The organism is Micrococcaceae bacterium Sec5.8 (assembly GCA_039636775.1).
In the GTDB taxonomy this organism is placed as follows: Bacteria; Actinomycetota; Actinomycetes; order Actinomycetales; family Micrococcaceae; genus Arthrobacter.
In genome coordinates this window covers 3,441,878-3,464,076 of record CP143429.1, presented here as the reverse complement: position 1 = coordinate 3,464,076, position 22,199 = coordinate 3,441,878, and the positions used below count along the sequence as shown (strand labels likewise).

The window sequence follows — 22,199 nt, the reverse complement described above, 5'->3', positions numbered from 1 at the left end:
GCAGCCTGCCGGGTGGTATCCCAAGGAGGAAGCCATGGGTCTGGGTGACAAGATTCAGAATGCGGTTACAAAGCTGACCGGCAAGGCCAAAGAGGCCACCGGGAGCGCAACCGGTGACAACCATCTCAAGAACGAAGGCAGGGGCGACCAGGTTAGGGCGGATTTGAAGCAGGCTGCTGAAAAGGTAAAGGACGCTTTCAAGAAGCACTGACCCCGGCAACGGCGTTCAGCTACACGTCGATGACGTCGGTTTCCCGCTTGCCCTCGGGGGAGTGCCTCGTCGGTGCTTCAACGCGGTGGGTACGCGTGGTGAGGTAGAGCCGGTGCGCTGTGATCACCAGTGCGAGCCATGCAGCGCCGAGGGCCCAGGCGGCCAGGACATCGGTGAGCCAGTGGTGACCCAGGTACACGCGGCTCAGGCCGATGGTCGCGGCGAAGAGACCTGCGAGCAGTGCCGTGACCACCCTGGCCCGGGCAGACTGCAACCGGAGAATGATCAGGTAGGCGACGACGCCGGCAATGACAACCGAGTTCAGCGAATGGCCGCTGGGGAAGGACGCCGAGTACTCGTAGGGCGGAACTGCGTCGGTCAACTGGGGCCGGGTCCTCCCTATGAGTGACTTGCCCGCGATGGTCATCAGCAAGGAGCCGGCGGCGGCAATGACAATGAGGATGACCGGGGTCCAGGAGCGGCGTCGCAGGGCCAGCACGGTCATGACAGCCAGCGCCAGGATAGGCATGCCGACGGTCCCGCCCACGTCGGTGTACCCGGTGGCGATAATGTCCAACGCGGGGGAGCGGACCGTCTTGGCCGCAGCCAGGACGGGATGGTCCAGGCCGGCGACTCCGTCGGCATCGACAACGGCTTCGTAGACCTGCGCGAAGACAGCGGTGAGGGAAACGGCCAGGGCCGCACCAATCGCCAGCGTCAGGATCAATGCCGCATGCGGGCCGAGAACACGGCTGACATGCCCGACGACGAACGCCAGGAACCGGCCGAGCCGGGTGCGCCAGCGCGTCAAGTCATTTCCGCCGATGAAGCGGTCCTGTCGGACTTCGCCTTGCACGCCGGCCTCGGACGGTTGCCTATTTTCCAGCGTCACGCTCGGCGCCCTTCTCAAGACAGATACAAATAATAAGTAAGCTTAGCATCTGGCCGTGCAGTCGGGCCCCTTCCCGCCAAATCGACGGCGAGGTGATACTGGCAGGACCGGACTCAGAGCAACGGCCGGAGCGGGACCAGTACTGCCTCGCTGAACCTGGCAAGCGAATGCCGGTCCCGCCATTCCTCCAGCGTCAGTACCCTGCAGTTCCCGCTGTCCACCGCGAAAATCTTCTGCATGTCCGAGGCGAAATTGTCGTCATGGATTTCGAGATTGATTTCATAGTTGCCGGTCAGACTCAGCCTGTCGATATTGGCGCTGCCCACGGTGGACCAGCTGCCGTCGATAGTCGCCGTCTTGGCGTGGATCATCGCGTTCCGGTAGAGCAGGACTGTCACTCCCGCCTCCAGCAGGGACCGGTAAAACCCGTGCGAGAGCCAGTCCGACAGGATGTGGTTTGAATCTTCGGGGAGGATCAGCCGGACGTCCACACCCCGGCTGCTCGCGGCAAGCAGCGCTTTGAGGATCTGTTGGTCCGGAATGAAGTACGCCATGGTGACAAAGATGTGGTCCCGGGCCCGGTTGATGGCGTCCAAATAGATGCCGCGGATCGGGTAGACGAGATCCGCCGGAATGTTGTTCACGGCACGGATCCGCGGCTCCCACACGGCCGGGGTCGTGTGCGGAATCTCGGCCGGGGAGCCCGCAGCGTGGTCGTTCCAGACGTTCACGAACGCCTGGCGGAGATCCCACACCGATGGACCTACGAGCCGGAGGTGGGTGTCCCGCCATTCCGTGGCGTACAGGGAGCCGATGTTGTAGCCGCCCACGAAACCGATGTGGTCATCGACCACCAGGAGCTTGCGGTGGTCCAGCCCTGTGCCGCGAAGGGTTTGGAAGAGCATTGACGGGCGGACCACCGGGAATCGGTAGACGCGTATGTCCTGGTGGAACCGGAAGAAGGAGGATGGCACCACCAGGTTGGCAAACCCGTCATACATGATGGAGACCTCGACGCCGCGGCCGGCGGCTTCATTAAGCGCGTCCTTGAACCGGCGTCCGGTGTCGTCATCCTTCCAGATGAACGTTTCAATGAAGATCCGGTCTTTCGCCTCGTCAATCGCCTGGATCATGTCACGGTAGAGATCAGCCCCGTAGGTGTACGTCGTGACAGGAGTGTCCGAGACCGTACTGTCAAAAGTGCCGGGGCGGGGGAACCCCTTGCGCTTGGTCCGGCGCCGTTTCTTGACCACGTCCAGAAGGACGAGCCCTGCGATCACCGCTCCCTGAACCGCCGCAAGAGTCAGTAGTGAACGGCCCACGGTCTTTCGGGCGATGGCCGCAACGGGCTCCGGGAGTAAGTCAACCATCCACCAAGCTTAGTTTGCAGTCCGGGTGCCTCGGGCTGGTCTGTCAGCCCCGGCAGCTCCCTGCGTCCGGCCAGGAGACCGGCGCTAACACCAGCGGCCACGGGTAGCGCAGGCCGGTGCGGTCAACCGGCAATACCCTCGCGAGCAGTTCCACGCTGCCCTCGGCCAGGAGGGTCAGTTCCCGGCCGGACACCACTGGTCACAACTCACCGTCTGCTCCATGTCAGGACGCCCGCAACCCGCCCGTCGTCGGTGCCTCCCCGTGCCTTCACAGGCTCGGCCAGGGACCCCGGGCGGCTCCCTGACTGCGACCCAATGCCCGGGAATCTCTAGAAATTCCTCGATTCCCGGCCGGGTAGAGGTCTACGGTAAGAGGGTGAATGACCGCCCCGATATCTTCACAGTTGGTGAACTGCGTGCCTCCGGCCACGTCCAGAAGGACCTGCGCCGCGAAATCCGCGACAACCTGCTCGCGGCGCTTGCCGCCGGCCGGGATCCCTGGCCCGGCATGTTCGGTTTCCGCCGCACCGTCCTGCCCCAGCTCGAGCGGGCACTGCTCGCCGGGCACGACGTCGTCCTGCTCGGCGAACGGGGGCAGGGCAAGACCCGGCTGCTGCGCACCCTCGCCGGGCTGCTGGACGAGTGGTCGCCGGTGATCGAGGACTCGGAACTGAACGAACACCCGTATGAACCCCTCACTGAGCACTCCAGGGCCCGTGCCCTCACCGAGGGGGACCGCCTACGGGTGGCGTGGCGCCACCGCTCGGAACGGTACGTCGAGAAACTCGCGACGCCGGACACCTCCGTCGCGGACCTGATCGGCGACGTCGACCCGATGCGGGTAGCCGAGGGCCGCCGCCTGGGCGACCCGGAAACCATCCACTACGGCCTGGTTCCGCGCTCCAACCGCGGCATCATCGCCATCAACGAACTGCCGGACCTCGCCGAGCGGATCCAGGTCTCCATGCTCAATGTCATGGAAGAGCGCGACATCCAGATCCGCGGCTACGTGCTGCGGCTGCCGCTGGACGTCCTGGTGGTCGCGTCCGCGAACCCGGAGGATTACACCAACCGCGGCAGGATCATCACGCCGCTGCGGGACCGCTTTGGCGCCGAGATCCGCACCCACTACCCGATCGAGCTCGACGACGAGGTGGCCGTCATCCGCCAGGAGGGACAGCTGGTGGCCGGCGTCCCGCCCGTCATCCTCGAGATCCTGGCCCGCTACACCCGGGCGCTGCGGCAGTCCGCGGCGATTAACCAGACCTCCGGGGTGTCCGCTCGGTTCGCCATCGCGGGCGCCGAAACGGTGGCCGCCGCGGCCCTGCGCCGGGCCAGTGTGCGCGGTGAGGACGAGGCCGTCGCCCGGATCATCGACCTGGCCGCCGCCGTGGAAGTCCTCGCCGGGAAGATCGAATTCGAGTCGGGGGAAGAAGGGCGGGAACAGGAGATCCTGGACCACCTGCTGCGCATGGCCACCGCAGAAGCCGTCCGCGCGCACTTTCACGGCATCGATATGGGCGACCTCGTCGCCGCGCTCGACGGTCATTCCACGGTCACCACCGGGGAACTGGTCACCGCGCGGGAGTTCCTCGCCAACCTCCCGTCGCTCAACGGATCCCGTCTGTACGAGGACATCGGTGAGCGCCTGGGCGCCACCAACGACGGGCAGCGCGCCGCCGCCGTCGAACTGGCACTGGAAGGTCTCTACCTCGCCCGCCGGATCTCCAAGGAATCCGACGACGAGGCCACGGTCTACGGGTAAGCGGCACTACGGCTAAGGAGAACCCGATGGGCGTTCATAACCGGTCCCGGTATGGCCGGTACACGGGCGGACCGGATCCGCTCGCCCCGCCGGTGGACCTGGCGGAGGCGCTGGACGCCGTCGCAGAGGACGTCATGGCCGGCTACTCGCCCCGGCACGCCCTGCAGGAGTTCCTGCGGCGCGGCAGCCGCAACCGGGAGGGCCTGGATGACCTCGCCGGCCGCGTCCAGCAGCGCCGCAGCGAACTGCTGAGCCGCCACCGGCTGGACGGCACCCTCAACGAGGTCCGGAAGCTGCTGGACACGGCGGTGCTGGAGGAGCGCAAACAGCTGGCTCGCGACCTCCGGATAGAGGACACCGACCGCGCGATCCGGGAGATGCAACTGCAGAACCTGCCCTCGTCCACGGCGGCGGCGGTCAACGAATTGGCCTCTTACGACTGGCGGTCGAGCACGGCCCGGGAGGCCTACGAGCGGATCAAGGACCTGCTGGGCCGGGAAGTCCTGGACCAGCGGTTCGCCGGCATGAAGGAAGCACTCGAGGGTGCCACGGAGGAGGACCGCGCGGCCGTGGCCGGGATGCTGGGGGACCTCAACGAGCTCCTCGACAAACACCGGCGCGGCGAGGACACCGACGCGGGCTTCCGGGAGTTCATGGCCAAGCACGGCCAGTTCTTTCCGGAGAACCCGCAATCCGTGGAGGAGCTGGTGGACGCGCTCGCCCAGCGCGCGGCCGCCGCCCAGCGGCTCCTGCAGTCCATGACCCCCGGGCAGCGCGAGGAGCTGATGCAGCTCTCCGCCCAGGCCTTCGGCTCACCCGAACTCATGGCCCAGCTCGGTCAAATGGACGCCAACCTCCGCGCCCTGCGCCCCGGCGAGGACTGGAACGGCTCCGAGCACTTCGAGGGGGAGGAGGGGCTCGGGCTCGGTGACGGGACCGGCGTGATCCAGGACCTCGCCGAACTGGACGGACTTGCCGAGCAGCTCTCCCAGTCCTACAACGGCTCTCGTCTGGACGATCTGGACCTGGACGCCCTCGCCCGCCAGCTGGGACAGGATGCTGCCGTGTCCGCCCGTACCCTCGCGGAGATTGAGCAGGCCATGCAGGACGGCGGTTACCTCCGGCGCGGGGCCGACGGCGACCTCCGGCTCTCACCGCAGGCCATGCGCCGGCTCGGCAGGTCGCTGCTGCGCGACACCGCCAAACAGCTCTCCGGCCGGCAGGGGCGCCGGGACACCAGGGTTGCCGGGGCGGCCGGGGAGCAGACCGGCTCCAGCCGCCCGTGGGCGTTCGGCGACGCCGAACCATGGGACGTCACCCGGACCATCACCAACGCCATCCGCCGGACCATTGCCGACGGCGGTGATCCGCGCCAGGGGCTGCGCCTGGCCATGGATGACATTGAGGTGACCGAGACGGAGGCACGCACGCAGGCCGCCGTTGCCCTGCTCGTGGACGTGTCCTTCTCGATGGCCGCCGAGGGACGCTGGGTGCCCATGAAACGCACGGCCCTTGCCGTCCACCACCTCGTCTCCACCCGGTTCCGCGGCGACCGGCTGCAGCTGATCACGTTCGGCCGGTACGCGCAGTCCATGGACATCGGCGAGCTCACGGCCCTTCCCACGCTGCGGGAGCAGGGCACCAACCTGCACCATGGGTTGCTGCTGGCCGGCCGGTTCTTCCGCCAGCACCCGTCCATGCAACCCGTCCTGCTGGTGGTGACCGACGGCGAACCCACCGCCCACCTGCTGGCCGACGGCGAGTCATGGTTCTCGTATCCGCCGGATCCGGAGACTATCCGGGTCACAGTCGCCGAACTGGACCGCCTCTGGCGGTCCGGGACGCAGGCCACGTTCTTCCGGCTGGGCGAAGACCCGGGCCTGGAACGGTTCATCCAGAGGATGGCCCGCCGCATCGACGGCCGGGTGGCGGCGCCCGAGACCGGGGACCTGGGCGCAGCCGTGGTGGGGGAGTACCTCCGCGCCCACTTCCGCGGCCGCCCCTACGACGATGCCGACTGGGCGACTTAGTGAACCGGCACTGGCACCCAGGCGCTGAGCATTCCTCGGATTCGCCAGGCGGCGCGGACGGGTCTTAATCCCGTGGTGGTGACGGCGTAACTGCGCCACGATCATCTTATGGACGCTGACACGCCGACGACCGCGGAGCTGAGCCTTCCCCAGGCTTTGCTCCTTCTCGCAACAAACGACAAAGACGGCAAACCGGAAGTGCCGCTGTTTGCACTCAGAACCACGCTGGCCGGAGCCATATTGGCGGAGCTGGACCTGATCGGTGCCATCGAACTGCAGGGAAAGCACGTCCGGGCAACCGGCGCAGCCCCGGCGACGGATCTCCAGCACGAATTGGAGCTCATCCGAGGCAAATCCCGGCCGCACACTCCCAAACGCTGGGTTTCCATGCTGGAGGGCCGGGCCGCAGTGCAGCGCGTCTATGAGGGGATGGCGTCCCAGGGCATCGTGGAACGCATCGGCGAGAAGCGCCTCGGCCTGTTCAGGTCCACCCGGTATCCGGAGAAGGACCACGGCCCGGAAGCTGCGCTCCTGGAGAAGCTCAGAGCGGCGCTCAGCGGCGCACCGCCCGAAGCCGCCAGGACTGACCCCGCACCACCTGAGCCTGCGGAGGCCGAGTCCAAAGCCGTCGACGCCGGGAAGCCGGAGTTGGATCAAGGCCCTGACGCCGCGAAACCCGGGAACGCCGACTCCGCTTCCCGGGAGCTCGATGACAGGACCGCCGCGCTGATAGCGCTGCTTCAGGCGGCCGGGCTGTTCGGCAAGCTCTTTCCCGCAGCGGACAGGGTTCGCGCAGACGAGATGGCAAAGGATTACTGGCCGGCACGCGCCGTGGAAGACGAACTCCGGCTGATCCGGCTGGCGCAGGAAGAAGCCGCGACGCTTTAATGCTGCGTGGTTGCCCCGCGGGAGCCGCCCAGGGAGGGCCGCTCGGCTGGCGTCACGGTTGCACCCGCTCCGGCAAAGTGAGAATTTCGGCGCCGTCGTCCGTGATGGCAATGGTGTGTTCGCTGTGTGCCGTCCGGCAGCCGGTGGCGCTTCGCAGCGTCCACCCGTCGGCGTCGGTGATGAGTTTGGCGGTGTCGGCCATCACCCACGGCTCCAGCGCGAGCAGCAATCCGGGGCGCAGTGTGTATCCGCGGCCCGGCCGCCCGGTGTTTGCGATGTGCGGGTCCTGATGCATTGTTGATCCGATGCCATGACCGCCAAACTCGGTGTTGACCGGATATCCCGCTTCGCTGAGGACCGAGCCAATGGCATGTGAGATGTCGCCGATCCGCGCCCCCGGAGCAGCGGCGGCTATGCCCGCGCTCAATGCCCGCTCCGTCGTATCAATCATGGCGACGCTCTCCGGGGGTCTCGAGTCGCCCACCAGAAAGCTGATGGCGGAGTCGGCCGCGATTCCGCTTTTGATGACGGCCAGGTCGAGTGTCAGCAGGTCGCCGTCGGCCAGCGCGTAGTCGTAGGGCAGCCCGTGGAGCACCGCGTCGTTGACGGCCGTGCAGATGTAGTGGCCGAACGGTCCGCGTCCGAAGGAAGGTGCGTAGTCGATGTAGCAGGACAGCGCTCCGGCCTCGGCGATCATGGCCTTGGTCCACCGGTCGATCTCCAGCAGGTTGGTGCCGACCGTGCAGCGGCTTTTCACCGTCTGCAAGATCCCGGCCACCAGCGCCCCGGCCTCGCGGGCTCGTGACATTTCGGCCTGGTTCAAGATTTCGATCATGTGGCACCTTCCTTGCGCATAACCAATAACTATCCCGGTAATAGTATCCCGGTACTAGAATCGTTGGCATGGTCAGATTGCCGCTCACGCCCGCAGACGTCGAACGCGGACAACGCCTGGGTGCCCTCGTGCGTCTGGCCCGGGGGGAACGTTCCATGCTCCACACGGCGCTGGATGCGGGTGTCTCGCCCGAGACCCTCCGGAAAATCGAGTCCGGTCGGGTAGCGACTCCTGCCTTTTCGACGATCGCGGCAATCGCTGACGTCCTCGGCCTCTCCCTCGACGAGGTGTGGGCCGAGGTCAGCCTTCCGGAACGCGGAGTCGACCCGGCCCGCTCAAGTGGGAACGCGCGTCAGCGCTTGGCCTCCTGAACCTCACCCCGGCCGTTGCGCGCCCGCAGTCGTGCGTCCGTGCGTCCCGCCCCGCGCGATGGACGTTCGGGAGGCACCGTAAGTAAGCCAGTTCTAGTGGGCGTTGTGCAGGCGGCAGCCGTGCCCGGCGGCGTGGGGCTATTCCGCGACGGCGACGTCCACCCTCCAAGTCCCGGCCCGTGCGCCGGAGAACGGGGTTTTCATCGCTTACGCGAATCACTGTGGTCCCGGGTTTACCGGCCACAGCTGTGTGGCCACGCCGTTCGGCCGCAACGCAGCGCTCCTCCCAAGGAGCGAGTCTGTGGCGGTCATTGAGATCGATGTCGAGGCTGTCAACAGCGCCCGGAACCTGAATGTCTACCTCGACGATCTCCCGGCCCGCTGACTTAGCCGAAAAGGCTGACCACGGCCCGTGCGAACGCAGCCGGATTCTCCTGGGGAACGTTATGTCCAATACCGGGAAGGACGCTTTGGCTGTAGGGGCCGGTGAACTTGTCCCTGCCTGCCATCGCCCCGGGGCCGCCGACGCCGTCGTCCCCGCTTTCGAGCACCACGGTCGGAACCGTGATGCGCGGCTCCTGCGCGATCAGGTCCTCGAACCGCTGGTACCGGGGGTCGCCGTCAGCCAGTCCGTAGCGGTGCCGGTAGGAGTGGATGACGACGTCGACGAAATCGGGATTGTGCAGGCTCGGGGCGCTCGCAGGAAACGCCTGGCCTGCAGCAGCCCAGGTGGGTGACCAGGTCCGCCACAGCAGCTCGCACAGTTCGTCCCGGTTATGTTCCAGCCCGCGGCGCCCCCGCTCCGAGTGGAAGTAGTACTGGTACCAGTAGCTTCGCTCCCACTCCGGGGAGGCGGGTTCGCCGGAACGCGCGAGGTTGTGCATGTTGTACCCGCCGACGGAGACGAGGCCGGCGACGCGTCCGGGGTCCAGCGCAGCCGCGATGCACGCCGCCCGGCCGCCCCAGTCGTAGCCGGCCAAGACCGCCTGTTCGATGTTGAGGGCATCCATGAAGTCGAGGAGGTCCTGCCCGAGAGCGGCTTGCTGCCCGGAGCGGATGGTCGTTTCCTCGAGGAAACGGGTCGGACCGAAGCCGCGCAGGTACGGGGCGAGTACGAAGGCGTCCTGGTCCGCGAGGATCGGGGCGACGTCGTCGAAGGCCCGCACGTCGTACGGGAACCCGTGCAGGAGGATGACCGGGGTTCCGCCCGGATCGCCTGCAGATTCGTAGCCGATATCCAGGACGGGGGTCTTGATGCGGCCGAAGGAGGTAAAGCTCATGCAGCCATTCTGACCCTGCCGGTACGGTGACCTTCGAATTCGCCCGGCGACGCGCCCGGCTTGGCGTCCCGGCGGACCTAGAGCAGGCGCTCTCCGGTGGCCCGGGCCAGATGGTCCACCAGTTCATCCTGGAAATGCACGTCGTGGACGGCGGGGTGGGCTTTCGCCAGGCGTTGATGGTGCCAGTAGCCGCCACTCGTCAGCGCCTCCGGGTCATTGCTGGTGGCGAGCCATTCCTGGGTGAGATGGCCCAGCCGCAGATCATCCGGCGCTCCCGGGCCGCCCATTTTCGTGGGCACCCACCCGGGGTCCACAGCGTTGCTGAGGACGTCCGGCCACAGCCGGGCGACGGCTGCCGCGAGGGCGGTGACGTAAAGCTTGCTGTCTGAGTAGGACGCACTCTGCCCCGGTCCGTTCCAGTCGATGCTGGCGAGGCGAGTGTGGCCGCCGCGGTGCATGCCGCTGCTGAGGTAGATCAGCCTGCTGGGCCGGCCGAGCAGGGCGGTGAGAAGGTACGGGGCCACGACGTTGACGTGAAAGACATGCGGGCCGTTCAACACCCCGGCGTTGTGGACCACCACACCCGCGGGGCCGACCCGGTTCACCTGGTCGGCGACGTCGCGCGTCTGCCCGGCGTCGGACAGGTCCCCCACCACGCCTTCCGCCCCGCGGTCAAGGAGATCCTGCAGCGAGGCCAGACGGTCAGCATTGCGTGCATGCACGATCACCTGATGACCCCTCTCAAGAAGAGATTCTGCGGTGGCCCGGCCCAGTCCGTCGCTCGAACCCGTGATGAATATGCTGCTCATCAGTTCCTCCTCGTTGCGCCAAGCCTAGTTGCTGACGCACCCGGCCGGCAGGCAGGGCTGCCCCGGAGCTCCGGCGGCCAGCCAGCGGCCGGAGCTTCATTATCTTGACGATATCTTCACTATGGCGGACGATCGTGGGATGGAGAATCACGGCTTCGGCCTCGGCTTGGACATGGAATTTTCCGGTGTGGAGGGCCAGGCCGAACGGGCGATGACTGCCGTGGGGGCGCTGGTCCTGCAGTTGCGGCGGGAGGCCGGATACAGCATCGGCAACCTGGCCGCAGCAGCCGGCCTCAGCCCCGGCCTGCTCAGCCAAATTGAGCGCGGCCAAGGCAATCCGTCGCTGACCACACTGATTAAGCTGTCCCAGGCCTTGAAAGTGCCGGTAGGGCGGTTCTTCGACACAAAAGACCAGGGCGGCGCGCTGGTGCGGCGCGAGGACCGGCGGCGACTGGAGGTTGCCGAGGACAACCTCATCTACGAACTCCTGACGCCGCACATGAGCGGGCAGTTGGGCATGCTCCGGGCCCAAATCGCGGCGGGCTGGGACAACGAGGATGCCCCCTTCAAACACGCCGGTGAGGAATGCGTAACCGTGCTGCAGGGCCGGTTGCACGTCTGTGTCAATGGTGTGGGATATGACCTCGCGGAAGGCGATTCGCTGACCTATGACTCCTCGCTGCCGCACTGGTACCGCAACTCCACGTCGGAGGATGCGGTGCTTATCGGGGCCATGACGCCGCCGTCGTTCTAGCTCTCGCTGCCGCAGGGATGCTGCGGCGGGCACCGGCATCAAAAGTTCAATAAAATGAATAAATCGCGTTCAAAGTGTTGACAGGGGTGGCGGGTCCGCCAAATACTGAGGGGAGCGCGTGGAGCCAGCAGGCTGCCAGGCCTGCCGCAGCCAGCCACCAGCGCCGGCCCATCCACCATCCCGAGGATTCTGCCCATGACGCCCACCTCCGCACCGGCAGCCGCCGTTCCAACAACCGCCGGCCCCGCCCCCAGCGCCGCCGCGCTCGCGTGGTCCGAGAAGCTGATCACCTTCGACACCACCAGCCGCAATTCCAATCTTGCGATGATTTCCAGCATGGCCGAGGAGCTCACCGCCCACGGCATCACCCCGGTGATCGTCCCCAGCCCTGACGGCAACAAGGCCAACCTTTTCGCCACGATTCCCGCCCTCGACGGCACCGTCACTGGCGGCATCATGCTCGCCGGGCACACCGACGTCGTCCCGGTGGACGGCCAGGACTGGGACAGTGACCCTTTCACGCCCGAGATCCGCGACGGGCGGCTTTACGGCCGCGGTACCACGGACATGAAGGCTTTCAGCGGCGCCATCCTGGCCCTCCTGCCCGAGTTCCTGTCTTGTCCGCTGGCGGAACCGCTGCACTTCGCCTGGACGTACGACGAAGAGGTCGGCTGCCACGGCGCCGTCGTCCTGCTGGACGAGCTTGCGGCCCGCGGAATCCGTCCCCGGCTGTGTTTTGTCGGTGAGCCCACCAGCATGAATCCCGTCTCGGCGCATAAGAGCAGCCAGCTTTACCGCGTCAGCGTCCGTGGAATTGCCGCCCACTCCGCCATGACCTCCACCGGCGTCAACGCCATCGAATATGCGGCCCGGTCCATCGCCTTCATCCGCTCACTTGCTGACGAACGCCGGTTGTCCGGCCCGTTCGATGCGACCTTTGTGGTGCCGTACACCACCGCCAACGTCGGCGTCGTCAGCGGCGGGGCCGCCGTGAACACGGTTGCCGAAAGGTGCGACTTCGAGTTCGAGTTCAGGACCATTCCCGGTGACGACCCGGAGGCCGTCATCGCCCGTATCGAGGACAACCTGGCCGAACTCCGGGCCGCCATCCAGCAAGAGAACCCCGCCGCGGACATCCGGATGGTCCCGTTGGGCAAAGTCCCGGGGCTCAGCCCCGAGAGCCCGCGCGCCGCCCTCGAACTGGCGCAGCGCCTCACCGGCCACGCGGTCGAAGAAACCGTGGTCTACGCCACCGAGGCCGGGCTCTTCCAGCGGGCCGGCATCGACACCGTGGTCTGCGGACCCGGCTCCATGGACCAAGGCCACACCGCCAACGAATACATCGAACTGACCCAGATTGCCGCCTGCGAGCATTTCCTGCAGGCTCTCGCTGCCCACCTCGCTACGACCGAACGGACTGCACAGCCATGAGCCATCAAACCGCCCCCAGCATCGGGTCCAACGACCCCGTCACCAAGCCGCGTTCGGCAGCGGAACTTGCGCTGGAACAAAGCAACGCCCGCAAAGCCGTCGTCGCTGCCTCCATCGGCAACGGACTCGAATGGTTCGACCTGATCGTCTACGGCACGTTCGCCGTCACCATTTCCAAGCTGTTCTTCCCGACGACGAACGAGACGGCGTCGTTGCTGCTGGCCTTCGCCTCGTTCGGGGTCTCTTTCATCATGCGGCCGCTCGGCGGCATCATCATCGGCCGCTACGCCGACAGGGCCGGCCGCAAGGCGGGCATGCTGGTGTCCATCCTCGTCATGTTCGCCGGCACCCTGCTCATTGTCGTTGCACCCACAGCGGCCGCCATCGGGGTCACAGCGAGCATCCTGGTGCTGGTCGCCCGGCTGCTGCAGGGATTCGCCACCGGCGGGGAGTTTGGCACGGCCACGGCCTACTTGATCGAATACGCCCCCAACCGCAAGGCGTTCTATGGCAGCTGGCAGGTGGCCACCCAGGGCGGCGGCATCCTGCTGGCCGGAATCTTTGGATTCGTTCTGAACACGTACCTCAGCACGCAGGCACTGGACTCCTGGGGCTGGCGGCTGCCGTTCATCTTTGCGCTGGCCATCGGACCGGTCGGCTGGTACATCCGGTCCAAGATGGAGGAAACGCCGGAATTCCTGGCCACGGAACGGTCCGCCTCGCCCCTGCGGGAGACATTCATCGGCAACGGCGGCCGGCTCTGGGCCATCGTCGGCGTCGTTTCCCTCGGATCCGTCGGCGTCTACATCGCCCTCTTCATGCCCACCTACGCGATCGTCAACCTCGGAATGCCCAAGTCCGTAGGCTTCCTCTCCACCTTGATCTTCGGGGTGGTCATGAGCCTGGGGTCGCCGTTCATCGGCATGCTGGCAGACAAGGTGGGTCCGGCCCGGGTCATGACCTGGGCGGCCGCCGGAACCATCGTCGTCGGCATCCCGGCATTCCTGGTGCTCATCGCGGCGCCGGCGCTGCCCACCATGATCGTGGTCGAACTCCTACTGTCGGTGCTGGCCACCGCCTACTTCGCGCCGCTGCCGGCCATCATGTCCTCGATGTTCCCGGCCCGGATCCGGTCCACGGGACTCTCCCTGGGCTACAACATCGGGGTCACCGTCTTTGGCGGCTTTGCCCCGTTCATCCTGACGTGGCTGATCGGCAGCACCGGCTCCCTGCTGGTGCCGGGGTATTACCTGGTGGCCATCGCGGTCATCGCAACGGTCAGCCTGACCATTGCACGCAAGGTGTACCGCCAGGCCTGATCCAGGTGTGGCCGGGTTCCCGTCGTCACGGGACCCGGCCTGCCCTGCCGGCGCAGTACATCAGCTCGCCCGCCTGGCGCAGCTCTCCGATCGGCGCCGAAACCTGGACGAATAATCCGGCATAGAGAAGCTGGGAAATCATGGCGTGCCCGGCGATGGCCGTGCCCAGCACCCGGAGCCGTGCCGGCACCGTCGGGCGGGCGGGGGCCGGATCGGTCCCGCGATCACCCAGGCGAACGCCGGCTCCGGCCAGATCCACTGGCTTGCCGGTGCGCTGCATCCACCAGCCGACGGCGCCGACGCCAGTGGCTGGAATACTGGGCGGATGATTCCCGCAGAACTCAAGCTGGCCGGCCGCCCCTTCATATTGCGGAAGGCCGAAGCTTCCGACGTCGGCCCTATCCTGGGGCTTCTGGCGGACGATCAACTCAGGTCCGCCGTCGACTCCGCCGCTCCAGAGGACCGCGGCCCCTACGACCATGCCTTTCAGGCAATCAGCGCTGATCCCGCCCAGCTTCTGGTTGTTGCCGTCGCGGCCGACACTCACGTGGTCGCGACCATGCAGCTGACCTTCATACCCGGACTCGCCCGGGCAGGGGCAACACGGCTGCAGATCGAGGCGGTGCGCGTCCGGTCGGACCTGCGGAGCAACGGCCTCGGAGGGGCGATGATCGCGTGGGCGGTCGCGGAAGGGCGTCGACGCGGCGCAAAACTGGTGCAGCTGACCTCGGACGGTTCCCGGGTCGCAGCGCACCGGTTCTATGAGCGTCTGGGGTTTGAGGCGTCGCACGTAGGGTTCAAACTCTTGCTCTGAAAGCCGGCACGGCGCCGGCCGGTGTTGCCGTTCGATCACAATCACGGATTCCTGGCCGCTGTGCATTACGCGCTCCTGTTCCCGGCCGATAAGGATACTGGGGCGCACCGTCCCGCTCGAAGGAGAACCATGACCCGCAGCAACACCGGGGTGCGCGCCGCCCCCGTCAGCAACGAGTTTGCCGGGGTCGAGCAGGACCCCGGGTCGCCGACGTCTGGCGAAAATCAGGGGCAGTGACGACTGATGGTCTTCCAACAACTCATAACGAGCCACGGCCTCCGACGCGGGGACCGCAAAATCTGGCTGGTACCTGGCGCCTTGCTGGCCGTAGCCGGTGCGTACGCGGCCGGAGTGACCTTTCGGAATTCGGCCGACTTCGATTTCTTCGTTGATGGTTTCCTCGCCTTGCTGGTGGTATGGCTTCCGGCCGCAGTGGGCTGGTGGACGGTCGGCTGGCTGAAGGGCCGGCAGACGGAGATTCTGCTGTCCGCCGGGGCGCTGTCCTGCCAGGCCGCGGGTGATACCTACTACGTCCTGCAGTCGGCAGCCGGCGAGGACGTTCCTTTGCCGTCGCCGGCGGACATCGGCTATCTGGGTTTCTATGTCCTGATGCTGGCGGCCTTGGCCGTCATTGTCCGTGACCGTTCGCGTGACATGAGGTGGCCCGTGATCCTGGACAGCGCCGTCGGAGCCCTTGGTGCCGCCGCTGTTCTCACAGTGGTGCTTAGCCCGGTCCTGAACTCGGCACTCGACGGTACGGGGGCCTGGACGGTTACGGTCGGGGCGGCCTACCCGCTCCTGGATCTTCTGCTGGTGGCGGCCGTCATTGGAATTGCGGCGACCGCGCGGCCGGCGCTGGCAGGTGGATGGAGCTTGCTGGTCCTGGGACTCATCACTTTTGCGGGCGCTGACATCGCTTACGCCCTGCTGGAAATTAGCGGCATGTACGTCATCGGCACGCCGCTGGATGCCGCGTGGGGAGCCGGTACGGCGCTCATCGGTTCCTGGATTGTGTTCCAGGGCCGAGCAGAGAGATCCGACGGCGGTCTGGGGGCCGCAGTTCCCGCGCAGGCCGTTCCGGCGCTCGCAACAGCCGCCGGTCTGGGTGTCCTGATCCTGGCTTCCCAGCAGCGGGTGGTAGTCCTCGCCGTGGTGCTCGCCAGCCTCACCCTGGCCATGGCCGCCCTGCCGTTGGTGTTCCGTCAGCGGCTCCGCCTGTCGGACGCCAACCGGCAGGCCAGAACTGATGAACTGACCGGTCTATCAAACAGGAGGGCCCTCTACACCGACCTTCCCCGGCGGCTGGCGGCCGACGCACGGCACCCCAGCGCGGTGCTGCTGCTGGACCTCGACAAATTCAAGGAAATCAACGACGGACTCGGCCACGATGTGGGGGACCGGCTCCTCATCCAGGTCGCGGAACGCCTGTCGGGGCAACTCCGCGCCGTCGATCTCCTCGCGCGGATGGGCGGTGACGAGTTTGTGGTCCACGTTGCGAACTGCGGGCCGGCCGACGCGCAGGCGGTCGCACTGAAACTCCGGGCCGCGCTCGCAGAGCCCTATGACCTGGACGGGGTAACGGTCCAAGTCAACGCAAGCATCGGCATTTCCTGTTACCCGGAGCAGGGCCGGGACCTGAGCTTGCTGCTGCGCAAAGCAGACCTGGCCATGTACTCCGCCAAGACCATGCACAGCGGCCACTGTCTCTATGCGGACGGTGCGATCGACGTCGTCCCCAGCCAGTTCCACAGCGTGCAGGCGCTGAATGACGCGCTCCTCCAGAATCAACTGGTCCTTCATTTTCAGCCGAAGATTAATCTCGCATCAGGGGATATTCGGGGAGTGGAAGCCCTGGTCCGCTGGGAACACCCGGCGCTGGGTCTGCTGCAACCCGACACCTTCTTGAAGCGGTTCGACGAAGCCGGGCTCATGCCCGCGTTGACGGGGGTCGTCCTCGCTCAGGCCTTGGACCAGGCCGCGATCTGGGCGGCCCGGGAGCGGCCCCTCTCCGTGGCTGTCAACCTCTCCGCCAGTTCGGTAATGGACTCCGGGTTGCCGGCCCAGGTGGCAGCGATGACCGCTGCCCGCGGGCTGTCACCCTCCGTGCTGGTCCTCGAAATCACCGAAGACGTTCTGGTCGCCGACCGCAACCGGGCCTGCACCATCCTTTCTGAGCTTCGGGATATGGGTGTTCGGATTGCGGTGGATGATTTCGGGAAGGGCTACAGCTCACTGTCCTACCTGCGGGAGCTGCCCATCGACGAGCTCAAGCTCGACAAGTCCTTCATCCTGACCATGATGGATGACGCGCGGGCCACGGCCCTGGTGGTCTCGACGATCGATCTGGCCCACAGCCTGGGCCTGGAGATGACGGCCGAGGGCGTTGAGGACGCGCAAGCTTTCCGGGCACTGAGCGATTACGGCTGCGACCTCGCTCAGGGCTATTTTATGTCCAGGCCGGTTCCCCCTGCTGAACTGGACGCCTGGCTCATCAGCCGTGCCCTCCTACCGTCCCCGGACAGGTACGCCGTCCCCGGCCGCCTCCCGGAGAAGCCCCTTCCGAGGGCGTGATTTCTACGTCCCGGCCGGGTACCCGGTGTCGGACGAATGCAGTTCGATTCGCTCCTCCGCGCGTGATTGAACGTAGCCGGCCCTTCGGTGACGTGCAGGGTCTGCCCGACGGCGTGCTTGTCCCAGGGGGTACCGGCCGCGTCTGCAGCAACCAGGCGGGCATGGTCGCCGCCAGGCCCGTAGGTACGCCCGCCAGGAGCAGTGGGGAAGATGCCGTAGGATCGGCGAATGACTGAGCCGCGCCCCATAGCATTGATCACCGGCGTCGGGCGTCCGATCTCCATCGGGACGGAAATCGCCCGCCAACTTGCCGCGGACGGATGGGATATCGCCGTCGCTAACCACCGTCCGGAACAGGGCTTCGTGGCGGACCTCACTCTTGAGCTGCACCAACGGGGGGCCAGGATCTTCGCAGTGGAGACCGACCTGGCAGATCCGATGGCGCCCGCGGCCTTGGTGCACGCCGTTACAGCCCGGTTCGGGCCGGTCCGGGCGCTGATTGCCAGCCACGCAGAGTCAGTGGACAGCAGCATCCTCAACACGTCCGTCGAGAGTTTCGACCGACACTTCGCAGTCAACACCCGTGCCAATTGGCTGTTGATCAGGGCCTTTGCACAGCAATATTCGGCGGCGCCCGGGCTGGGGCGCATAGTGGCGCTGACGAGCGACCACACCACCCGCAACCTTCCGTACGGAGCCAGTAAGGGCGCGCTTGATCGAATTGTCATCGCAGCAGCCGGCGAACTGGGGCACCTCGGTATCACGGCGAACCTGGTCAATCCTGGCCCGGTAGACACCGGCTGGATCAGTCCGGACGTCGCAGAGACGCTGCGCAGCGAGACAGCGCTTGGCCGGCTTGGCACCCAGCGGGACGCGGCAAACCTGGTGTCCTTCCTCCTCTCCGAACGCGGCGGCTGGATCAACGGCCAGCTCCTGCATTCCGACGGCGGCTTCCACTTGCCCGTCTAGGGCGCGGCCCGGGGAAAGGCCCGCTCTTCCGGCAGAGTTGGCCGCCGACGTTCCCATGCCAACGACGCCCGTGCCGTCGATTCCAAGGGCTGACCGGATCAGAGCTCCTGCCGCCGCTCGGTGATCTGACGCACCTGCCGGCAGGTTCCGGAATAGCGTCCCCGGTTGGGCTGTTCTGCTCTTTATGAAAGCAATGACTTACAGCGAATACGGCAACCCCGACGTCCTTGAACTCACTGAGCAAGCAGCGCCCAAGGTGGGGCCCGGAATGGTCCTGGTCAAGGTCAAGGCGTCCTCGGTGAATCCGGTCGACTGGAAGATCATGGCCGGGCACCTGGACCAGGTCATGGACCTGCAGTTCCCGGCGATACCAGGCTGGGACGTGGCCGGCGTCGTCGAGTCCGTTGGGATCGACGCGCCGCACTTCCAGCCCGGCGATGAAGTCATTTCCTACGGCCGGAAAAACTACGTCCACGGCGGAAGTTTCGCCGAGTATATTGCCCTGCCCGAACGACTTCTCGCCCGCAGGCCCGCATCCCTGGGGTGGAATGAATCTGCCGGTCTTCCCCTCGCCGGCCTCACGGCCTATCAGGTCCTCACCCGGCTGGGCCTCAAGACGGGCGAGACAGTGCTGATCCACGGCGGCTCCGGCGGCGTCGGATCCCTGGGCATCCAGATCGCCGCAGCACTGGGCGCGAGGGTCATCGCCACCGCGTCAGAAAAGAACCACGACTTCCTGCGGTCCCTCGGAGCCGAGCCCGTTAGCTACGGTCAAGGGCTCGCGGACCGGGTGCGCGCCTTATGCCCCGGGGGCGTCGATATCGTCGCAGACTTCGTTGGCGGCAACCTCGATGCCACCCTGGCGGTCCTGGCTGACGGGGGCCGCCACGCCTCCATCGCGGACAGCGACGTCGAGCAGCACGGCGGCACCTGGATGTGGGTCAACCCCGTGGGCGCCCAGCTGCAGGACCTCGCCGATCTGGTGGACCGGCACAACATCCGGGTGGAAGTCGCACGGACCTTCCCTTTGCCGGAGGCGGCCGAAGCCTTCCGCCTCAATATGGAAGGTCACACCCGCGGCAAGATCGTCATCACCGTCGACGACGCCGTGTAACGCGCAGCAATGCTGCGTCGTCGCCAGGCTGCACCTAGTTGACGAGGATGGCCGCTGGTCCGGGTGGGGCAGCGGCCATTCGTGGCGGTTAGGTGGCCCGCGAAGCACGTCCCGCTCCCGGACGTTTCGCACGGGAGGCCCGCCAGCTCCCGCGGGTTATCAGGTCTACGCGGGCCCGCGGTCTTCGGCGGCGTCGTCCACTGCCGGCGCCTGCACTCCCGCGGCATCAGCGATCTGATCGGCCGGCACCCCGGCGGCAAGGGCGGCAGCAATCTGCACTTCACAGGCGGCTTTCGCCTGGTCAAGGGCCCATTCCGCGGCCTCGACCTCGCCGACGCGGGTTACCACTGCGGCCAGCAGGGTCTCTTGCAACGCCAACATGTCAGTGGTTGCCTGGTTGGAGCCCGGTGACGACAGCTGGGGTTCTCCGAAGACCGTCGGCTCCACCTGGGCGATCGATAGCGGGGGAGTGATTGGATCGGTGAACGGTTCCATGTTGGCGGCCTTCTGCAGCTGGTGAAGCAATGCTCCCGGTCGCTGCACGGAGTCGCCGCACGGAATATGGTCTCTGAGGACCACCAGACTGGACACGTCTGTCTACTGCGTCCGAGACTACACAGCAGCTTTTGGAATTAGAAGGGCCGCCAGTCCTTGGCCGGACCGCTCGTGGCGCTGACTTAGGTGTTGGGGGGTCGAGGACCTGACGCCCGAAGTGGCACAATGCGGCCATGAGTATCGAACAATGGTGGCCGAAACTGAAACCCTCGACGCAGGACTGGCTCATCGAGAACAACGGAGATGCCGTGCCGGAGGAAATCATCGCCGAGATCACGCGGGCTGGTGGATCAGTCGCTGCCGATTCCTGGTGGGCTGGTGGGAGCCAGCCCACGGGCTTCTATTTCTCGGACGAAGGCGTGGAGTGGATAGAGGCAGCCGGGAACGGCGAAGTGCCCGAACCCGGCTAACCGGCGCCTTCTGCGGCCAGCGGACGATGCGCACGGTCCCGTTCCTGTTGCGGTTCTTCAACGGTTGGCGGACTCTCCAAAGGTCAGCCGGGAATGCCGGCGGCAACCCGCTCCCCGTTGAAGTACTCAAGCTGCCAGCCGTCGACCGGATGGTGGTGGACCAGATTGAGAACAGCGTTGTCGATGCTGGGCAGTGCGCGGCCGGTGGCAAGGCTGAGGCTCACTCGGAGCAGCGAGCCGTGGGTGACCACCAGGACGCGGCGGCCACGGAACTCCCCGGCGAGGGCTTCGAGCGACGTCAACCCGCGCTTGGCGGCCCCGTCCTCCTCCTCGGCGCCGCGAAAGCCACCGGGTATGCGCAGGGCGTCCAGTTCAGGACCGTTCTGCATGCCCTCCGCGGGCCCGAAGCAACGCTCGGTGAGCTGCGGTACCCGCCGGGTCACGGTCAGCCCCAGGCCCGCCGCGATGAGGTCGGCCGTTTCTGCGGCCCGGCTCAGCGGCGAGGACACGATCGCGTCCCACCCGTAACCAGCCAGGACGGCGACGGCGTCGTGCGCCTGGCCGCGGCCGACGTCGTTCAGTGGAATATCGGTGGACCCCTGCAAACGGCGCTGGGCGTTCCAATCCGTCTGGCCATGGCGGACAAGGGCGAACGTTGTGAGGGTCATACTGTCCATTCTTACAAAAGTGCCCCGTCCCTGTGACTTCCCCAGCATTTGCCTGTGAATCGTTCGCATCTTCTTGCACGAGTCTGGTTGCCTGCGACAAGCTGTTGGTGACTTGATGAATAAGAAGTCAGCCACACCGGTCGGCGAAGGCGCCGTCGGCAGATGCCTCCGCGATGTTGTTGTTCCTGCAACAGCCCGTAGAAGGGACGGCGCAGATGTTTAAACGTGCAGACCCCAGGCGGTCCAGATTTCGCGCCATCGGCATCTACTCACTCATTGCCGTGGTCGTGATGGTTGGGATAATGTCGCTTCTGAATTCCCGGGCCACTTTCCTGCCCGATCCGACCGTCCCGCCGGCTGTGGGAGGAGCCGTGCCTTCCGTGAAGAATCCCTCGGTAAAAAACGGGACGTTCCAAAAGATCCCGAATCAGGTCCTCTTCGCCCTCGACAGCGACGGCAACCCGGACATCTCCGGCAACCTCACGAACATTGCCCAGGGAGATGTAGGGGACTGTTATTTTCTGGCAGCCCTGCTGACAGTCGCCGCCCGGGCACCCGAGACCATTTCGAATATGCTCCACGACAACGGTAACGGCACCTACACCGTGTCCTTCCACAGCAAATACGACGGTAAACCCAATCCGGTGACGGTGACGGTCAACGGAGATCTTCCCTACCGCCGCAACAAGCCGCTCGAAAACGGCGTCGAAAACATTGGCGGCAAGAACGTTTCCTGGGCGGCGATCATCGAGAAGGCCTGGGCGGCCGCCAATGGCAACAGCTACAAGGGCATCGAAGGCACCGACCTCAGCAATGCCCAGGACCACGATGTGCACAACGCCCTCTACGCCATCACGGGAAAAGTGGGCGTCGACCGCAATCCCGGCGGACCCATGACGGGAGTGAGCTTCGAGCAGGTGCAGCAGGATTTCACGAACGGCCTCGTGACCCTGGGCACCTCCAATTCCAAAGGCAAGCTGGTAGCGAACCATTCATACGCCTTGCTGGGCGTAAACTCTGCCGACCAGACCGTGGTGGTGGGGAACCCGGAGGGCGGTCAATCCACGCTGCGTTTTGCGACCTTCCAGTCCACGAACATCAACCAGTACATCGCCATCCCGACCTACCCCTGAACACCTTATG

23 protein-coding genes are annotated in these 22,199 nt (G+C 66.1%); 15 read left to right on the top strand and 8 right to left on the bottom strand.

Annotated elements, in window-relative coordinates; translation table 11 throughout:
- Positions 1 to 34 precede the first annotated feature (34 nt).
- Entirely contained in the window at positions 35 to 211 is a 177-nt protein-coding gene (locus tag VUN84_15955) for a CsbD family protein (GenBank protein XAS63767.1), read from the top strand.
- Positions 212 to 230: 19 nt separating this feature from the next.
- On the opposite strand, the gene VUN84_15950 is transcribed toward VUN84_15955, so the two are convergent.
- On the bottom strand, positions 231 to 1,103 hold the full coding sequence (locus VUN84_15950) for a phosphatase PAP2 family protein (GenBank protein XAS63766.1): 873 nt from the start codon (positions 1,101 to 1,103) through the stop codon (positions 231 to 233).
- A gap of 113 nt (positions 1,104 to 1,216) precedes the next feature.
- On the bottom strand, positions 1,217 to 2,473 hold the full coding sequence (locus VUN84_15945; protein XAS63765.1) for a phosphatidylserine/phosphatidylglycerophosphate/cardiolipin synthase family protein: 1,257 nt from the start codon (positions 2,471 to 2,473) through the stop codon (positions 1,217 to 1,219).
- Positions 2,474 to 2,849: 376 nt separating this feature from the next.
- Here VUN84_15945 and VUN84_15940 point away from each other — a divergent pair, with 376 nt between their 5' ends.
- The 3 genes from VUN84_15940 to VUN84_15930 all read left to right on the top strand — a co-directional run bounded on the left by VUN84_15940 (position 2,850) and on the right by VUN84_15930 (position 7,156).
- The gene (locus tag VUN84_15940) at positions 2,850 to 4,238 is read left to right on the top strand and encodes a sigma 54-interacting transcriptional regulator (GenBank protein XAS63764.1); all 1,389 of its coding nucleotides are present in this window, start codon (positions 2,850 to 2,852) and stop codon (positions 4,236 to 4,238) included.
- A 26-nt stretch (positions 4,239 to 4,264) separates the two neighbouring features.
- Positions 4,265 to 6,268 carry a VWA domain-containing protein gene (locus tag VUN84_15935; GenBank protein ID XAS63763.1) on the top strand — a complete coding sequence of 668 codons (2,004 nt, stop codon included), beginning with the start codon at positions 4,265 to 4,267 and terminating at the stop codon, positions 6,266 to 6,268.
- A 108-nt stretch (positions 6,269 to 6,376) separates the two neighbouring features.
- Positions 6,377 to 7,156, top strand: coding sequence for a GPP34 family phosphoprotein (locus tag VUN84_15930; protein XAS63762.1), 780 nt, complete (start codon positions 6,377 to 6,379; stop codon positions 7,154 to 7,156).
- Positions 7,157 to 7,208: 52 nt separating this feature from the next.
- Here the strand turns inward: VUN84_15930 and map are convergent, their stop codons facing one another.
- Positions 7,209 to 7,991, bottom strand: coding sequence for a type I methionyl aminopeptidase (gene map / locus VUN84_15925; GenBank protein ID XAS63761.1), 783 nt, complete (start codon positions 7,989 to 7,991; stop codon positions 7,209 to 7,211).
- 68 nt (positions 7,992 to 8,059) lie between these two features.
- On the opposite strand from map, the gene VUN84_15920 reads away from it, so the two are divergent.
- On the top strand, positions 8,060 to 8,362 hold the full coding sequence (locus VUN84_15920; protein XAS63760.1) for a helix-turn-helix transcriptional regulator: 303 nt from the start codon (positions 8,060 to 8,062) through the stop codon (positions 8,360 to 8,362).
- 103 nt (positions 8,363 to 8,465) lie between these two features.
- Positions 8,466 to 8,747 carry a nitrilase-related carbon-nitrogen hydrolase gene (locus tag VUN84_15915; protein XAS63759.1) on the top strand — a complete coding sequence of 94 codons (282 nt, stop codon included), beginning with the start codon at positions 8,466 to 8,468 and terminating at the stop codon, positions 8,745 to 8,747.
- 1 nt (position 8,748) lies between these two features.
- On the opposite strand, the gene VUN84_15910 is transcribed toward VUN84_15915, so the two are convergent.
- A complete protein-coding gene (locus VUN84_15910; protein XAS63758.1) occupies positions 8,749 to 9,642 on the bottom strand; it encodes an alpha/beta hydrolase in 894 nt (297 codons plus the stop codon).
- 77 nt (positions 9,643 to 9,719) lie between these two features.
- Complete coding sequence (locus tag VUN84_15905; GenBank protein XAS63757.1) at positions 9,720 to 10,451, bottom strand: SDR family NAD(P)-dependent oxidoreductase; 732 nt, start codon at positions 10,449 to 10,451, stop codon at positions 9,720 to 9,722.
- A gap of 121 nt (positions 10,452 to 10,572) precedes the next feature.
- On the opposite strand from VUN84_15905, the gene VUN84_15900 reads away from it, so the two are divergent.
- The 3 genes from VUN84_15900 (at position 10,573) to VUN84_15890 (ending at position 13,955) form a co-directional block, all read left to right on the top strand.
- Positions 10,573 to 11,205 carry an XRE family transcriptional regulator gene (locus VUN84_15900; protein ID XAS63756.1) on the top strand — a complete coding sequence of 211 codons (633 nt, stop codon included), beginning with the start codon at positions 10,573 to 10,575 and terminating at the stop codon, positions 11,203 to 11,205.
- Positions 11,206 to 11,400: 195 nt separating this feature from the next.
- Positions 11,401 to 12,636, top strand: a complete 1,236-nt coding sequence (argE, locus tag VUN84_15895; GenBank protein ID XAS63755.1) for an acetylornithine deacetylase — start codon at positions 11,401 to 11,403, stop codon at positions 12,634 to 12,636.
- Positions 12,633 to 13,955, top strand: a complete 1,323-nt coding sequence (locus VUN84_15890; protein ID XAS63754.1) for an MFS transporter — start codon at positions 12,633 to 12,635, stop codon at positions 13,953 to 13,955. Before argE ends, VUN84_15890 begins: the two co-directional genes overlap by 4 nt.
- A gap of 25 nt (positions 13,956 to 13,980) precedes the next feature.
- Here VUN84_15890 and VUN84_15885 read toward each other — a convergent pair whose 3' ends face one another.
- The gene (locus VUN84_15885) at positions 13,981 to 14,235 is read right to left on the bottom strand and encodes a hypothetical protein (GenBank protein XAS63753.1); all 255 of its coding nucleotides are present in this window, start codon (positions 14,233 to 14,235) and stop codon (positions 13,981 to 13,983) included.
- A 45-nt stretch (positions 14,236 to 14,280) separates the two neighbouring features.
- Here VUN84_15885 and VUN84_15880 point away from each other — a divergent pair, with 45 nt between their 5' ends.
- The 4 genes from VUN84_15880 to VUN84_15865 all read left to right on the top strand — a co-directional run bounded on the left by VUN84_15880 (position 14,281) and on the right by VUN84_15865 (position 19,423).
- Entirely contained in the window at positions 14,281 to 14,769 is a 489-nt protein-coding gene (locus tag VUN84_15880; protein ID XAS63752.1) for a GNAT family N-acetyltransferase, read from the top strand.
- 243 nt (positions 14,770 to 15,012) lie between these two features.
- Positions 15,013 to 17,340 carry an EAL domain-containing protein gene (locus tag VUN84_15875; GenBank protein ID XAS63751.1) on the top strand — a complete coding sequence of 776 codons (2,328 nt, stop codon included), beginning with the start codon at positions 15,013 to 15,015 and terminating at the stop codon, positions 17,338 to 17,340.
- Positions 17,341 to 17,568: 228 nt separating this feature from the next.
- Positions 17,569 to 18,309, top strand: a complete 741-nt coding sequence (locus VUN84_15870; protein XAS63750.1) for an SDR family oxidoreductase — start codon at positions 17,569 to 17,571, stop codon at positions 18,307 to 18,309.
- A gap of 184 nt (positions 18,310 to 18,493) precedes the next feature.
- Positions 18,494 to 19,423, top strand: a complete 930-nt coding sequence (locus tag VUN84_15865) for an NADP-dependent oxidoreductase (protein XAS63749.1) — start codon at positions 18,494 to 18,496, stop codon at positions 19,421 to 19,423.
- A gap of 165 nt (positions 19,424 to 19,588) precedes the next feature.
- Here the strand turns inward: VUN84_15865 and VUN84_15860 are convergent, their stop codons facing one another.
- Positions 19,589 to 19,918, bottom strand: coding sequence for a hypothetical protein (locus VUN84_15860; protein XAS63748.1), 330 nt, complete (start codon positions 19,916 to 19,918; stop codon positions 19,589 to 19,591).
- A gap of 233 nt (positions 19,919 to 20,151) precedes the next feature.
- Between VUN84_15860 and VUN84_15855 the strand changes: the two genes are divergently transcribed.
- Entirely contained in the window at positions 20,152 to 20,388 is a 237-nt protein-coding gene (locus tag VUN84_15855; protein XAS63747.1) for a hypothetical protein, read from the top strand.
- Positions 20,389 to 20,471: 83 nt separating this feature from the next.
- Here VUN84_15855 and VUN84_15850 read toward each other — a convergent pair whose 3' ends face one another.
- A complete protein-coding gene (locus VUN84_15850) occupies positions 20,472 to 21,056 on the bottom strand; it encodes a histidine phosphatase family protein (protein XAS63746.1) in 585 nt (194 codons plus the stop codon).
- Between the two features lie 302 nt (positions 21,057 to 21,358).
- Between VUN84_15850 and VUN84_15845 the strand changes: the two genes are divergently transcribed.
- On the top strand, positions 21,359 to 22,189 hold the full coding sequence (locus VUN84_15845) for a C2 family cysteine protease (GenBank protein XAS63745.1): 831 nt from the start codon (positions 21,359 to 21,361) through the stop codon (positions 22,187 to 22,189).
- Positions 22,190 to 22,199: the final 10 nt, after the last annotated feature.

Excerpts from the sequence above, each read along its gene's own strand:
- VUN84_15955 (XAS63767.1), top strand. The coding sequence starts at position 35 with ATGGGTCTGGGTGACAAGATTCAGAATGCGGTTACAAAGCTGACCGGC.
- VUN84_15945 (XAS63765.1), bottom strand. The coding sequence starts at position 2,473 with ATGGTTGACTTACTCCCGGAGCCCGTTGCGGCCATCGCCCGAAAGACC.
- VUN84_15935 (XAS63763.1), top strand. The coding sequence starts at position 4,265 with ATGGGCGTTCATAACCGGTCCCGGTATGGCCGGTACACGGGCGGACCG.
- VUN84_15930 (XAS63762.1), top strand. The coding sequence starts at position 6,377 with ATGGACGCTGACACGCCGACGACCGCGGAGCTGAGCCTTCCCCAGGCT.
- map (XAS63761.1), bottom strand. The coding sequence starts at position 7,991 with ATGATCGAAATCTTGAACCAGGCCGAAATGTCACGAGCCCGCGAGGCC.
- VUN84_15920 (XAS63760.1), top strand. The coding sequence starts at position 8,060 with ATGGTCAGATTGCCGCTCACGCCCGCAGACGTCGAACGCGGACAACGC.
- VUN84_15910 (XAS63758.1), bottom strand. The coding sequence starts at position 9,642 with ATGAGCTTTACCTCCTTCGGCCGCATCAAGACCCCCGTCCTGGATATC.
- VUN84_15905 (XAS63757.1), bottom strand. The coding sequence starts at position 10,451 with ATGAGCAGCATATTCATCACGGGTTCGAGCGACGGACTGGGCCGGGCC.
- VUN84_15900 (XAS63756.1), top strand. The coding sequence starts at position 10,573 with ATGGCGGACGATCGTGGGATGGAGAATCACGGCTTCGGCCTCGGCTTG.
- argE (XAS63755.1), top strand. The coding sequence starts at position 11,401 with ATGACGCCCACCTCCGCACCGGCAGCCGCCGTTCCAACAACCGCCGGC.
- VUN84_15890 (XAS63754.1), top strand. The coding sequence starts at position 12,633 with ATGAGCCATCAAACCGCCCCCAGCATCGGGTCCAACGACCCCGTCACC.
- VUN84_15885 (XAS63753.1), bottom strand. The coding sequence starts at position 14,235 with ATGCAGCGCACCGGCAAGCCAGTGGATCTGGCCGGAGCCGGCGTTCGC.
- VUN84_15880 (XAS63752.1), top strand. The coding sequence starts at position 14,281 with ATGATTCCCGCAGAACTCAAGCTGGCCGGCCGCCCCTTCATATTGCGG.
- VUN84_15875 (XAS63751.1), top strand. The coding sequence starts at position 15,013 with ATGGTCTTCCAACAACTCATAACGAGCCACGGCCTCCGACGCGGGGAC.
- VUN84_15870 (XAS63750.1), top strand. The coding sequence starts at position 17,569 with ATGACTGAGCCGCGCCCCATAGCATTGATCACCGGCGTCGGGCGTCCG.
- VUN84_15865 (XAS63749.1), top strand. The coding sequence starts at position 18,494 with ATGAAAGCAATGACTTACAGCGAATACGGCAACCCCGACGTCCTTGAA.
- VUN84_15860 (XAS63748.1), bottom strand. The coding sequence starts at position 19,918 with ATGGAACCGTTCACCGATCCAATCACTCCCCCGCTATCGATCGCCCAG.
- VUN84_15855 (XAS63747.1), top strand. The coding sequence starts at position 20,152 with ATGAGTATCGAACAATGGTGGCCGAAACTGAAACCCTCGACGCAGGAC.
- VUN84_15850 (XAS63746.1), bottom strand. The coding sequence starts at position 21,056 with ATGACCCTCACAACGTTCGCCCTTGTCCGCCATGGCCAGACGGATTGG.
- VUN84_15845 (XAS63745.1), top strand. The coding sequence starts at position 21,359 with ATGTCGCTTCTGAATTCCCGGGCCACTTTCCTGCCCGATCCGACCGTC.